Source organism: Escherichia sp. MOD1-EC6300 (assembly GCF_002965045.1).
Lineage (GTDB): Bacteria > Pseudomonadota > Gammaproteobacteria > Enterobacterales > Enterobacteriaceae > Escherichia > Escherichia coli_F.
This window is the reverse complement of sequence record NZ_PTRH01000009.1, coordinates 1-13,936: the sequence shown is the minus strand read 5'-3', so window position 1 is coordinate 13,936 and position 13,936 is coordinate 1. Positions and strand designations below refer to the sequence as shown.

The window sequence follows — 13,936 nt, the reverse complement described above, 5'->3', positions numbered from 1 at the left end:
TCGACTTTAGCCTGTATTGTTAGCGCCAGTTTTTAACAGACGCGACGCACGAAGAGCGCAATACAGTCCTTTGCTGGCGGGTGTTGACCGCTGACGTTTCGTACGTCATTAAACATTATGCCGCTAAAGGAAGAATTGAACCAAATCATAAAATCGATTCAGCTATGGCTTTTCCTGTAACGATTAATTTCGCGCATCAAAATAATTAGTCTGGTTAAATACCAGTTCCGACAGGCTGAATCAATGCCAGGAGGGGCGAAAGTTTGAAGCAGGCCACAAAAAAGCACCTGAAAAGGTGCTTTTTTACGCATTTTTAACAAGCTGGCATTACTGTTGCAATTCTTTCTCAGTGAAGAGATCGGCAAACAATGCGGTGCTTAAATAACGCTCACCCGATGACGGTAGAATAACCACAATATTCTTGTTGGTAAAGCTTTCATCTTCTTGTAGTTTCAACGCTGCAGCAACAGCTGCTCCAGAAGAGATACCTGCAAGAATACCTTCCTCTTCCATCAGACGACGCGCGGTAGAAATAGCTTCTTCATTGGTGATGCCAATGACTTTATCGACCAGCTTGAGATCAAGGTTAGCCGGGATAAAACCAGCGCCAATCCCCTGAATTTTATGCGGGCCAGGTTTAATCTCTTCACCTGCCAGCGCCTGGGCGATAACCGGAGAATCGGTTGGCTCCACGGCGACAGAGATGAGATCAGTCTTGCCTTTGGTGCCTTTAATGTAGCGGCTGACGCCGGTCAGCGTACCGCCAGTCCCAACACCAGCAATAAATACATCAACCTGACCGTCGGTATCTTCCCAGATCTCCGGACCGGTGGTTTTTTCGTGAATTTCAGGGTTTGCCGGATTGCTGAATTGTTGCAGCAGTAGGTATTTCTCTGGATTGCTGGCGACAATTTCTTCTGCTTTTTGGATTGCGCCTTTCATGCCTTTAGCACCTTCGGTCAGCACCAGGTTTGCACCTAACGCTTTCAGCAGCTTGCGGCGTTCAATACTCATGGTTTCTGGCATGGTCAGGGTGAGTTTGTAACCGCGAGCGGCAGCCACATAGGCCAGTGCAATCCCGGTATTACCGCTGGTTGGTTCAACCAGTTCAACGCCTGGTTTCAGCACGCCGCGCTTTTCGGCATCCCAAATCATATTGGCACCGATACGGCACTTAACGCTGAAGCTGGGGTTACGAGATTCCACCTTCGCCAGAATGCGTCCGTTACCGATGCGATTCAGGCGAACCAGCGGTGTGTGACCGATAGTCAGCGAGTTATCTTCAAAAATCTTACTCATGGCCTGTCCTTAACTGTATGAAATTGGGATACAACAGGTAGCATACCCGCTCAGAGAATATGCGGAAGTAAGGATTTAGCATATCTATATGCAGAAGGGAAATAATGACATGCAAGATGGAATAAGGGGTGGCATAAGCCACCCCTGTTTCACACAAACGGTTTACAAAATAACCGGTAGATTGTTACCGCCACATCGCGTGTTTATCGCGATAGCAATCGACCCACATCGCCGTCGCGCCACAAACGGCAACGGGCATAATGAACAGATTAAGCAGCGGGATCATCGTAAACAGGCTGGTTAAAGCACCAAACTGCATATTGGTGATTTTGCGTGTGCGCAGGGCGGTGCGCATCTCTTTAAACGGCACTTTGTGGTTATCGAAGGGGTAATCGCAATACTGGATGGCTAACATCCAGGCACTAAACAGGAACCACAGTACCGGCGCGACGGTTTGCCCAATGCCAGGGATGAAGTAAAGAATTAGCAATACAATCGCCCGTGGCAGATACCAGGCAAATTTTTGCCATTCGCGTTTCATGATTCGCGGCACATCTTTCATGATACCGAAAATTCCGGTATCTGGCGGTGTAGCGCCAGTCAGTCTTGCTTCCAGTTGTTCAGCCAATAAGCCGTTGAACGGAGCAGCAATCCAGTTAGCAATCGTTGAGAAGAAATAGCCAAACACTAACAGCACAGAGATGACAGCCAGGGGCCACAACAGATAGCTCAGCCATTGTAACCAGTCCGGAACATAACTCATGAGAGTCGGGATCCAGACATCGAGTTGCGTAAAGAGCCACCAGAATGCGCCCCCCATCAACAAAATATTGACCAACAGCGGTAAAATAACAAAACGCCGAATCCCAGGTTGCGAGACGAGCTTCCAGCCTTGCGCAAAATAGTAAAAACCGCTGCGTGGGGCAGATGTGAATGATGAAACCATAATCAGGATGAGCTCCTTTTGACCAATCCCAGGAAAATTCTGCGTATTTTACCGGGTAATTGCGCAATGGACAGTTAGGATATGTTCGAAAAAACAGCAAAAAGCACGATTTCATCTATCTTTGTGCTGTGAAAGTTAATAGTGCACTTGCACTTGAGGTAATCGGCAAATACTCTTAGTGAGTAAATGTTTGCCGTGGTGGCAAGGTGTTAGAACAACAGAGAATATAATGATGCAGGATTTGCGTCTGATATTAATCATTGTTGGCGCGATCGCCATAATCGCTTTACTGGTACATGGTTTCTGGACCAGCCGTAAAGAACGATCTTCTATGTTCCGCGATCGGCCATTAAAACGAATGAAGTCAAAACGTGACGACGATTCTTATGACGAGGATGTCGAAGATGATGAGGGCGTTGGTGAGGTTCGTGTTCACCGCGTGAATCATGCCCCGGCTAACGCCCAGGAGCATGAGGCTGCTCGTCCGTCGCCGCAACACCAGTACCAACCGCCTTATGCGTCTGCGCAGCCGCGTCAACCGGTCCAGCAGCCGCCTGAAGCGCAGGTACCGCCGCAACATGCTCCGCGTCCAACGCAGCCGGTGCAGCAACCCGTGCAGCAGCCTGCCTATCAGCCTCAGCCTGAACAGCCGTTGCAGCAGCCAGTTTCGCCACAGGTCGCGTCAGCGCCGCAGCCAGTGCATTCAGCACCGCAACCGGCACAACAGGCTTTCCAGCCTGCAGAACCTGTAGCGGCACCACAGCCTGAGCCTGTAGCGGAACCGGCTCCAGTTATGGATAAACCGAAGCGCAAAGAAGCGGTGATTATCATGAACGTCGCGGCGCATCACGGTAGCGAGTTAAACGGTGAACTGCTTCTTAACAGCATTCAACAAGCGGGCTTCATTTTTGGCGATATGAACATTTACCATCGTCATCTTAGCCCGGATGGCAGCGGCCCGGCGTTATTCAGCCTGGCGAATATGGTGAAACCGGGAACCTTCGATCCTGAAATGAAGGATTTCACTACTCCGGGTGTCACTATCTTTATGCAGGTACCGTCTTACGGTGACGAGCTGCAGAACTTTAAGCTGATGCTGCAATCTGCGCAGCATATTGCCGATGAAGTGGGCGGTGTAGTGCTTGACGATCAGCGCCGTATGATGACTCCGCAGAAATTGCGCGAGTACCAGGACATCATCCGCGAAGTCAAAGACGCCAACGCCTGATACACTTAAGGCAAATTAACTCCTCTTCGAACCCCCGCTTGTCGGGGGTTTTTAGCATTGATGGTGCGATATGGAATCAATCGAACAACAACTGACAGAACTGCGAACGACGCTTCGCCATCATGAATATCTTTATCATGTGATGGATGCGCCGGAAATTCCCGACGCTGAATACGACAGGCTGATGCGCGAACTGCGCGAGCTGGAAGCCAAACATCCAGAGCTGATTACACCTGATTCACCTACCCAACGTGTAGGTGCTGCGCCGCTGGCGGCTTTCAGCCAGATCCGCCATGAAGTGCCCATGTTGTCGCTGGATAACGTCTTTGATGAAGAAAGCTTTCTTGCTTTCAACAAACGCGTACAGGATCGTCTGAAAAGCAACGAAAAAGTGACCTGGTGCTGTGAGCTGAAACTGGATGGTCTTGCCGTCAGCATTCTGTATGAAAATGGCGTTTTAGTCAGTGCCGCGACCCGTGGCGATGGCACGACCGGCGAAGACATTACATCAAACGTGCGTACTATTCGCGCCATTCCGCTGAAGCTTCACGGCGAGAATATCCCGGCGCGTCTGGAAGTTCGTGGTGAAGTGTTCCTGCCGCAGGCCGGCTTCGAAAAGATCAACGAAGATGCGCGACGCACAGGCGGGAAAGTGTTTGCTAACCCGCGTAATGCGGCTGCAGGTTCACTGCGTCAGCTTGATCCGCGTATTACAGCGAAGCGACCGCTCACTTTTTTCTGCTATGGCGTCGGTGTTCTGGAAGGTGGCGAGCTACCGGATACTCATCTTGGCCGTTTACTGCAATTTAAAAAGTGGGGATTACCGGTCAGCGATCGGGTAACGCTTTGTGAATCGGCGGAAGAGGTGCTGGCGTTCTACCACAAAGTGGAAGAAGACCGCCCGACGCTGGGCTTTGATATCGACGGCGTGGTAATTAAGGTCAACTCACTGGCACAGCAGGAACAGCTTGGCTTTGTCGCGCGTGCCCCGCGCTGGGCAGTAGCGTTTAAATTTCCGGCGCAGGAACAGATGACCTTTGTGCGTGACGTCGAGTTTCAGGTTGGGCGTACTGGCGCGATTACGCCTGTTGCGCGTCTTGAACCAGTCCATGTTGCTGGTGTGCTGGTGAGTAACGCCACACTGCATAATGCTGACGAAATCGAACGTCTTGGTTTACGCATTGGCGATAAAGTGGTGATTCGCCGCGCTGGCGACGTGATCCCGCAGGTGGTTAACGTCGTGCTTTCTGAACGCCCGGAAGATACCCGTGAGGTTGTATTCCCGACGCATTGTCCGGTATGTGGTTCTGACGTCGAGCGTGTGGAAGGTGAAGCGGTTGCCCGCTGTACCGGTGGCCTGATTTGCGGTGCTCAGCGTAAAGAGTCGCTGAAACACTTTGTTTCCCGCCGTGCGATGGACGTTGACGGTATGGGCGACAAAATCATCGATCAACTGGTTGAAAAAGAATATGTCCATACCCCGGCGGATCTGTTCAAACTCACCGCAGGCAAACTGACCGGACTGGAGCGCATGGGGCCGAAATCGGCACAAAATGTGGTTAACGCGCTGGAAAAAGCGAAAGAAACCACCTTTGCCCGCTTCCTCTATGCACTTGGCATCCGTGAAGTCGGCGAGGCCACCGCAGCAGGTCTGGCGGCATATTTCGGCACGCTGGAAGCGCTGGAAGCCGCTTCGATTGAAGAGCTGCAAAAGGTGCCTGATGTTGGCATTGTCGTTGCCTCCCACGTTCACAACTTCTTTGCCGAAGAAAGCAACCGCAATGTCATCAGCGAGCTGTTGGCGGAAGGCGTTCACTGGCCTGCGCCGGTGGTGATTAACGCGGAAGAGATTGACAGCCCGTTTGCTGGTAAAACCGTGGTGCTCACGGGCAGCTTAAGCCAGATGTCGCGTGATGACGCTAAAGCTCGACTGGTCGAACTGGGCGCGAAAGTCGCGGGCAGCGTGTCGAAGAAAACCGATCTGGTGATAGCGGGTGAAGCTGCAGGATCTAAACTGGCGAAGGCGCAGGAACTGGGCATTGAAGTCATCGACGAAACGGAAATGCTGCGTTTGCTGGGTAGCTGAGATGGAAAAAGAGCAGCTGATTGAAATAGCCAATACGATAATGCCGTTTGGCAAATACAAAGGGCGTCGCTTAATCGACCTGCCGGAGGAGTATCTTCTGTGGTTTGCCCGCAAAGATGAGTTCCCGGCAGGGAAGCTCGGTGAGCTAATGCAAATCACGCTGCTGATTAAAACCGAGGGGCTGACGCAACTGGTCCAGCCCCTGAAACGCCCACTTTAAGCTTTATCGGCGCTGCTTTCCTGCTGCGCCTGTAACTGTTCGGTCTGGCGTTTGTATCGACGCGCCAGCACCGCACAGACCATCAATTGGATCTGATGGAAAATCATCAGAGGCAGCACCATCATACCGATCACCGATGTGGGGAACAGAATGTTTGCCATCGGGATGCCATTTGCCAGACTCTTTTTCGAACCACAAAAGACGATAGTAATTTCATCTGCCTTATTGAAGCCCAGTCGGCGTGCCATAAAGACGTTAACTACAATCACGATAGCCAGAAGAACGCAGCTAACCACCACGATAAATAGCAATGATCCCCAGCCAACTTTATGCCAGATGCCGTTAACGACGGCTTCGCTGAACGCAGTATAAACCACCAACAGAATGGACGTCTGGTCAGTTTTCGCAATCCATTTTTTATTTCGTGACACCCAGTTGCCAATCCAAGGGCGAGAAAGATGTCCCAGCACAAACGGCAGCAGCAGTTGCAGCATTATCTTACCTACCTGCTCAAGGCTGCCCCCTGCACCGTGAACATTCATCACCAGGCCAACCAGCAACGGTGAAAGGAAAATCCCCAGTAGGCTGGATGCTGACGCAGAACAAACCGCCGCCGCGACGTTACCGCCCGCCATTGACGTGAAGGCGATTGCAGACTGCACGGTCGCGGGGAGAATGCACAAGTAGAGAAAACCGGAGTAGAGCATCGGGTCGACATTTACCGGTTTCCACCAGGCAAACAGCACGCCCAGAATTGGAAACAGCACGAAGGTGCTGCACATTACCCACAAATGCAGTCGCCAGTGACCACCGCCAGCAATAATCGCCTCACGCGACAACTTCGCGCCGTGCATAAAGAACAGCAGAGCAATAGCTGCGGTAGTCAGATTTTCAAAGAAGGGAACGAAATCGCCCCTGGCCGGAAAGAAAGAGGCCAGCAACACCACCGTGATCAGGGTTAAGGTGAAAGGATCGAGGATACGAAAAAGTTTCATAAAGACTCCAGATGAACGATGCTTTCATTGTGCGTTCTTCTGATTGATAAATAAAACTGAATTGCTTAACAATTTGTGCGCGATAATGGAGAGTGAGTGGGGGCTCGCTTCGACTGGCGGGCTGAGTTGGGCAAGCAAATCCGAACGAATCAAATAAGGGCGGTCAATGAGTGCGCTTGATGACCGCTGTAATATTATTGCTGACGACCGTAGCCGTTTTAGTGTTATCAACGCAGGCTTAGAACTGATATTTTATTGAATAAATAATGCCATCCTGGAGGAAGGCTTCACCCAGTTTATTATCTGCGTAGCGATATTGAATCCCTGCCGTAAAATGCGGTGTCGCATTCCACCAAAACGCTACTGCTCCGTTTATACCTTCTTTTCCGCCATTACCTGCTGCATATGTAGCGTCGCGGTCAAATTCGTATTCATTCCAGTTAGTCAGGCTGAATTTTTCGCTACCAAGCGTGAAACTGTATCCGGCAACCCAGCCCAAAACATAGCCATTGTCACCGGTATAATAGGTTTGATCGGTGTAACGTTTCGCGAAGAATGGCTTAAACCAGTAACCATTTCCCGTAAAATTGTATCCAAGCCCGTAAAGGAATGTATCATCATAGAAGTTAACACGTTCAGGTGAACCGTAAGTCCCGTAAGCGTGAAGATAAAGATTCAGTCCTGTATCACCAAGATAAATGCGGTTGGTACTTTTAAAAGTATAACGTTGTTCACTGCCAGATTTTGAATGTCGGCCATTATAGAAGTTCTCCCAATCGAAGAACCCGTACATTTCTCCCCAACTAAAGTTAGCACCACCTTCTAATTCCAGATAGCCAAAATCATCTTTATGGGACTTATTACTGGTTTTCTCTGTCGTGCGGGATGTCCAGTCAAGATAATGCAGACCAATGTCAGCAAAGCCCCCTTTAAACTCGGCATAAGACATTTGCGGAAAAGCCATGGGAACCAGACCAAGGCTTAATGCAAGAAGCTGTTTTTTCATAGTATGTTCCACTTAAGTAATAAATTTAATGAATGTGATATGCTTACATATTTATGCTGTAATTATTTGGCATGTCTATTTTATTAGATTTATGACAGCTCTAACCAATACATAATTATCACGTAATGATAGGGTGTCGATCTGAATGTCTTCAGGATTGATATCAAATTGCAATTGATATCCGTGGTAAAAAGTATTGGTAAATGTGATGAATTTCCGGTTATTTAAAGGGGGCTCAAAGTCGAAGGAGAAGATGGTGAATCTAAAACTACAATTAAAAGTACTTTCATTTCTGCAATTCTTTTTGTGGGGAAGTTGGCTCAATACATTCGGTTCCTATATGTTTATCACGCTGCGTTTTAAAGGCGAGGATATTGGTGCAGTCTATAGTACCTTGGGTATTGCAGCATTAATAACATCAACGTTATTTGGTATCGTGGCCGATAAATGGATTAGTGCTAAATGGATATATGCCGCTTGTCATTTATTTGGCGCGATAACATTATTTGTCGCTGCATCGGTTACCACGCCTTCGGCAATGTTCATTGTCATTTTACTTAACTCTCTCGTGTATATGCCAACGCTCGGTTTGAGTAATACAATTTCCTATTACCGCATACAAACTGCGGGGATGGATATTGTGACAGAATTTCCACCAATCCGTATTTGGGGCACGATTGGATTTATTGTCGCGATGTGGGCGGTGAGTTTGGCAGGTTTTGAATTAAGTCATATGCAATTGTATATCGGCGCGGCAGCTTCGTTAGGCTTGAGCCTGTTCACGTTGACATTACCGACTGTACCAGTGGCGAAATCTAACCAGGCGCAAGGAATGATAGACGTGCTCGGACTGCGTGCATTTGCACTGTTTAAGAACAGCAAAATGGCGATTTTCTTTATCTTTGCCATGCTGCTCGGGGCAGAACTACAAATTACCGGGATGTTTGGTAATACATTTCTCCACAGTTTTGAGAGTGTTCCAGAGTTTGCCAATAGCGTTGTTGTAACTCATGCTTCTATTTTGTTATCAATTTCTCAGATATCCGAAGTCTGCTTCATTCTTGCCATTCCCTTTTTCCTGAAAAAATACGGTATCAAAAATGTCATGCTGATGAGCATGGTGGCCTGGACGCTGCGTTTTGGTTTATTCGCTTATGGCGATCCTTCATTCGGCGGTACCATTCTGTTAATTCTTTCGATGATTGTTTATGGCTGTGCTTTTGACTTCTTCAATATATCTGGCTCGGTATTTGTTGAACAAGAAGTTGATCCATCGATTCGTAACAGCGCTCAGGGCGTTTTCCTGATGATGGCCAATGGTTTTGGTTGTATTCTGGGCGGTTTTATCAGTGGTAAAGTCGTCGATTATTTAACAACGGATGGCAATCCACAGTGGTCAACCATTTGGCTGGTATTTGCCGGATATTCACTGGTTCTGGCTCTCGCATTTATGGTGTTGTTTAAATATAAACACAACAGTAACCCGACAACATCCGGTCATTTCGCCTGATACGGAATTTATCAAAATTAATAATGTTTTATAGGATTAGCAAAGGAGGATATTATGGCAAATCAATTGTATAACCAGTGTCGGGTTTATTGTGCACCCTGGCGATTAGATGCTTTGAATTTAAATGATATCATTGATCAATGGATTGACGAGGGGCTGTTGCCGCCCCTGATCCATACTTTTCTTCCATATCGTGATGATGCCGGTGCCTCCAGTGAAGAAGAGATTTTTGTTAATGATGTCGCGAATATGGACAATAGTGTTGGGGTTATCGGTTATTTCGATGGTGGAACCTATGATTCCGGTTGTGCATGGGAAGTAGGCTATGCATGGGCTTTAGGGATGCCTGTTCACTTGGTAACGACAGACTTTCTTATATGGGCAGCGGGGAATTCTTCAGAGTTTTACCCTATAAGTAAGCTGATGAATTATGTGGCAAAAGTGGTTTCGGTGTCAGATTCCGATGCTAGCATCAGCAACTATCGTGAACAAACCAACGATATCATCAAGCGTGCGTTGCAAATTCTTCAACAAAATTTAATCGCCGACTTCGGCACGACGATTACTCCCGCTGTACCGATTACGCCATTTCCGATTGAGTATGACTATTATCTTGATCCTAACTTTATGTATACCGAACCCTCTCGGGGCTTACTGGAGAAAATCAAAGATGCGATCATTAGTGCAGGTAAGACTTTCATCGTTGGCGACAATATGAATGATATTGCGACTGATATTGATAACTTAAGAAAATCCAGACAGGCCATCTTTTATTCCGATACCTTTGAGCCGAATGTCGACACCGGTATTATGAATGGTATTGCCTATGCATTAGGACAGCAATCGATAGTTTATTGTAGCAAGCAACAAAAGTATCAATCTGCGCTCGCGACAGATTATTTGAATTTAATGATTACCTGGTCGTCAACGGTGGCGCATTCATTTGCGGAGCTTGAAACATTGATTGGTAACACAGAAAAATAATAGTTAATTTTACTGATTATCAGGTGAGTGATTGCCTGATAATCAGCTTTTGGTTAACCTCCAAAGATAATTATACGGCCGTTATATTTCTCTGCTGGGGAACGATATGATCGATTTCATAATCATATTGAATATCACAGAAAAATGTATTGGTCACTCGCGACTTTTTCTAGTTATAAAAAGATGCGACTCATATCTTACGAATAATGCATATTATAAGGACTTTCCATGACCCAACCTCATTTTTCACAAAACCCGTGGTATTGCGCAGATATCATTCGTCGACATAAACCAGATTTTACCCCACGCGTGGTGTTTATTTTGGGATCGGGGCTGGGAGCGTTAGCTGAACAAATAGAAGATGCTGTTGCCATTTCTTATAGCGATTTGCCGGGGTTTCCGGTGAGCACCGTACATGGCCATGCAGGAGAGTTGGTCCTCGGAGTGCTCTCTGGTGTGCCTGTAGCCTGCATGAAAGGTCGCGGTCATTTTTATGAGGGCCGGGGAATGACAGTCATGACTGATGCTATTCGCACGTTCAAGTTGTTGGGCTGTGAATTGTTGTTCTGCACCAACGCTGCAGGTTCGCTTCGTCCAGAAGTCGGTGCGGGTAGTCTGGTTGCGCTGAAAGATCACATTAATACGATGCCAGGCACACCGATGACAGGCCTTAATGATGAGCGTTTTGGCGAACGCTTTTTTTCATTAGCGAATGCTTACGATGCTGATTACCGCGCCGTTTTACAAACCGTCGCGCAGGAAGAAGGTTTTCCGCTGACAGAAGGGGTTTTTGTTTCTTATCCGGGCCCGAACTTCGAAACGGCGGCAGAAATTCGCATGATGCAGCTGATTGGTGGCGATGTTGTGGGTATGTCTGTAGTGCCTGAAGTGATTAGCGCACGTCATTGCGAAATGAAAGTCGTTGCCGTGTCCGCAATAACCAATATGGCAGAAGGCTTAAGTGATGTGAAATTGTCGCATGCCCAAACCCTGGCTGCAGCAGAGTTATCACGGCAAAACTTTATTAATCTGATTTGCGGATTCTTACGCAAAATCGCCTGAAAACAATAAAAATGGCCTCGCGGATGGGGCCATCTCACTGCGATAAGGAAATAAAACATGAATATCGCAACGCGTTTAAAGGTAATGTCTTTCTTACAATACTTTATCTGGGGGAGTTGGTTAGTTACCCTCGGCTCTTACATGATTAACACCTTACATTTTACCGGGGCTGATGTCGGTATGGCATACAGTTCTAAAGGTATTGCGGCCATTATTATGCCAGCCGTTATGGGCATTATTGCCGATAAATGGTTACGGGCTGAACGTACCTATATGCTGTGTCACTTAATTTGTGCCGGGGTGCTTTTTTATGCCGCCTCTGTAACTGAACCGAATATGATGTTCTGGGTGATGTTGCTTAACGCGATGGCTTTCATGCCCACGATTGCGTTATCCAACAGTGTTTCCTATTCGTGTTTGGCGCAGGCCGGATTAGATCCGGTCACCAGTTTTCCGCCAATCCGTGTTTATGGTACCGTGGGATTTATTGTCGCAATGTGGCTGGTGAGTTTATTGCATCTGGAGTTAAGCAGTGTGCAATTGTATATCGCCTCCGGAGCATCTCTAGTGCTAGCGGTCTATGCGTTAACGTTACCGAAAATTCCAGTGGCGGAACATAAGGCCAGTACGACGCTTTCCAGTAAATTAGGTCTGGATGCGTTTGTGTTATTTAAAAATCCACGTATGGCGATTTTCTTTTTATTTGCCATGTTATTAGGGGCGGTCCTGCAAATTACTAACGTTTTTGGTAATCCTTTTCTGCATGATTTTGCCCGCAACCCTGAGTTTGCTGATAGCTTCGTGGTGAAATATCCTTCCATTCTGCTCTCGGTATCACAAATGGCGGAAGTCGGCTTCATTCTGACTATTCCTTTCTTTCTGAAGCGTTTTGGCATCAAAACCGTCATGTTGATGAGTATGGTAGCGTGGACATTACGTTTTGGATTCTTTGCTTTTGGAGATCCGTCACCAGGTGGCTTTGTATTATTGCTGCTGTCGATGATTGTGTATGGCTGCGCGTTCGACTTTTTCAATATTTCCGGTTCAGTGTTTGTCGAGCAAGAAGTGGACTCCAGGATTCGCGCCAGCGCCCAGGGATTATTTATGACCATGGTCAATGGCGTTGGGGCGTGGGTTGGTTCTCTTCTGAGTGGCATGGCGGTTGACTATTTCACGGTTGATGGTGTTAAAGACTGGCAAACCATCTGGCTGGTATTTGCTGCGTATGCACTGGCCTTGGCGGTGATTTTTGCCCTGTTCTTCCGTTATAAACATGAACCTGAAAAAATGGCACAGAAATCATTGGCTCACTGATGTAAACAGGGTTTTCCTTGATTGCAATGTGCTAAGTTTGCAGCCTTACCCATACCGTATGGAGCGCAATAATTATGGAAAGTACACATCGTATTGATCTCAAGTTATTGCGCTATTTTCTTGCGGTCGCAGAAGAACTTCACTTTGGGCGGGCCGCTGCGCGGCTGAATATGTCGCAACCGCCATTAAGTATTCATATCAAAGATCTGGAACAACAGTTGGGCACTTTGCTGTTCGTTCGGCATTCGCGCAGTGTGGCGCTCACTCATGCAGGAAAAATTTTATTGGAAGAGTCACGTCGATTGCTGGCTAACGCCAGCCAGGCGCTGGCTCGAGTAGAACAGATTGGTCGTGGTGAAGCAGGGCGTATTGAGCTGGGCGTGGTGGGAACCGCGATGTGGGGGCGAATGCGTCCGGCAATGCGGCGGTTTTTGAAAGAGTGCCCTAATGTTCATGTCTCATTTCGTGAAAAATCCCCAGGGATGCAAATGGCGTTGCTTGAGCGGCGGGAACTGGACGCTGGTATCTGGCGGATGGCGATTGAACCAACAGTAGGATTTACCAGCCTGCGATTACACGAATCATCGTTTCTGGTAGCAATACCGGAAGATCATTATCTGGCTTGCGAAAACGCTATCCCGTTAATGGCATTACGCAATGAATACTTTGTGACGCTGCCATCGGTCCATTCCGACTGGGCGTTTTTACAGCGTGTCTGTCAGCAGGCGGGGTTTTCACCGATGATCGTCCGCGAGGCCGTAGAGCCGCAAACCGTACTGGCGATGATCAGTATGGGGCTGGGTGTAACATTAATGGCAGATAGCTATGCCCAAATGAGCTGGCCGGGGGTGGTATTTCGTCCACTCGAGGAACGTATTCCAGCAGACTTGTATATTGTTTATGAACAGCAACAGGCAACACCAGCGCTGGAGAGATTAGTTAATGCTTTGATAGCATGAAAGAAAATATCGCAGATAGCAAAAAAGCGCCTTTAGGGCGCTTTTTTACATTGGTGGGTCGTGCAGGATTCGAACCTGCGACCAATTGATTAAAAGTCAACTGCTCTACCAACTGAGCTAACGACCCGAAGTGGTGGGTGATGACGGGATCGAACCGCCGACCCCCTCCTTGTAAGGGAGGTGCTCTCCCAGCTGAGCTAATCACCCACTTCGGTACTTCACATTGTTACAAGAAATCTAGCTGGCGAGAAAGTGGTGGGTGATGACGGGATCGAACCGCCGACCCCCTCCTTGTAAGGGAGGTGCTCTCCCAGCTGAGCTAATCAC

General features: G+C 47.9%; 12 protein-coding genes and 2 tRNA genes. 8 read left to right on the top strand and 6 right to left on the bottom strand.

The genetic code is table 11. The annotated features are described in order from the left end of the window. Positions 1–327: 327 nt before the first annotated feature. Both cysK and cysZ read right to left on the bottom strand, forming a co-directional pair. Positions 328–1,299, bottom strand: a complete 972-nt coding sequence (gene cysK / locus BGE37_RS14640) for a cysteine synthase A (RefSeq protein WP_000034402.1) — start codon at positions 1,297–1,299, stop codon at positions 328–330. A gap of 184 nt (positions 1,300–1,483) precedes the next feature. Further along, positions 1,484–2,245 (bottom strand): sulfate transporter CysZ, encoded by a 762-nt coding sequence (gene cysZ, locus BGE37_RS14635; protein ID WP_000254839.1) that lies wholly within the window; start codon positions 2,243–2,245, stop codon positions 1,484–1,486. Positions 2,246–2,474: 229 nt separating this feature from the next. Here cysZ and zipA point away from each other — a divergent pair, with 229 nt between their 5' ends. The 3 genes from zipA (at position 2,475) to BGE37_RS14620 (ending at position 5,779) form a co-directional block, all read left to right on the top strand. Beyond that, positions 2,475–3,473, top strand: a complete 999-nt coding sequence (zipA, locus tag BGE37_RS14630; protein WP_001305210.1) for a cell division protein ZipA — start codon at positions 2,475–2,477, stop codon at positions 3,471–3,473. A 70-nt stretch (positions 3,474–3,543) separates the two neighbouring features. Then, a complete protein-coding gene (gene ligA / locus BGE37_RS14625) occupies positions 3,544–5,559 on the top strand; it encodes an NAD-dependent DNA ligase LigA (protein WP_000443657.1) in 2,016 nt (671 codons plus the stop codon). Between the two features lies 1 nt (position 5,560). Further along, the gene (locus tag BGE37_RS14620) at positions 5,561–5,779 is read left to right on the top strand and encodes a DUF3820 family protein (RefSeq protein WP_000410201.1); all 219 of its coding nucleotides are present in this window, start codon (positions 5,561–5,563) and stop codon (positions 5,777–5,779) included. On the opposite strand, the gene BGE37_RS14615 is transcribed toward BGE37_RS14620, so the two are convergent. Together BGE37_RS14615 and BGE37_RS14610 are read right to left on the bottom strand one after the other, a co-directional pair. After that, positions 5,776–6,774 (bottom strand): bile acid:sodium symporter family protein, encoded by a 999-nt coding sequence (locus BGE37_RS14615; protein ID WP_000765612.1) that lies wholly within the window; start codon positions 6,772–6,774, stop codon positions 5,776–5,778. The genes BGE37_RS14620 and BGE37_RS14615 overlap by 4 nt on opposite strands. A gap of 238 nt (positions 6,775–7,012) precedes the next feature. Further along, a complete protein-coding gene (locus BGE37_RS14610) occupies positions 7,013–7,780 on the bottom strand; it encodes a nucleoside-specific channel-forming Tsx family protein (protein ID WP_000744400.1) in 768 nt (255 codons plus the stop codon). Positions 7,781–8,036: 256 nt separating this feature from the next. On the opposite strand from BGE37_RS14610, the gene BGE37_RS14605 reads away from it, so the two are divergent. From BGE37_RS14605 to BGE37_RS14585, 5 genes are all read left to right on the top strand, one after another. Beyond that, on the top strand, positions 8,037–9,290 hold the full coding sequence (locus BGE37_RS14605) for a nucleoside permease (RefSeq protein WP_021521569.1): 1,254 nt from the start codon (positions 8,037–8,039) through the stop codon (positions 9,288–9,290). Between the two features lie 54 nt (positions 9,291–9,344). Beyond that, entirely contained in the window at positions 9,345–10,274 is a 930-nt protein-coding gene (locus tag BGE37_RS14600) for a nucleoside 2-deoxyribosyltransferase (RefSeq protein ID WP_105288149.1), read from the top strand. Between the two features lie 228 nt (positions 10,275–10,502). Beyond that, entirely contained in the window at positions 10,503–11,336 is an 834-nt protein-coding gene (gene xapA, locus BGE37_RS14595; RefSeq protein WP_000193344.1) for a xanthosine phosphorylase, read from the top strand. A 57-nt stretch (positions 11,337–11,393) separates the two neighbouring features. Beyond that, on the top strand, positions 11,394–12,650 hold the full coding sequence (locus tag BGE37_RS14590) for a nucleoside permease (RefSeq protein WP_105271492.1): 1,257 nt from the start codon (positions 11,394–11,396) through the stop codon (positions 12,648–12,650). Between the two features lie 74 nt (positions 12,651–12,724). Further along, on the top strand, positions 12,725–13,609 hold the full coding sequence (locus BGE37_RS14585; protein ID WP_032184818.1) for a LysR family transcriptional regulator: 885 nt from the start codon (positions 12,725–12,727) through the stop codon (positions 13,607–13,609). Between the two features lie 51 nt (positions 13,610–13,660). Here BGE37_RS14585 and BGE37_RS14580 read toward each other — a convergent pair. Beyond that, a tRNA-Lys gene (locus BGE37_RS14580) sits at positions 13,661–13,736 on the bottom strand. Positions 13,737–13,740: 4 nt separating this feature from the next. Beyond that, positions 13,741–13,816, bottom strand: a tRNA-Val gene (locus BGE37_RS14575). Positions 13,817–13,936: the final 120 nt, after the last annotated feature.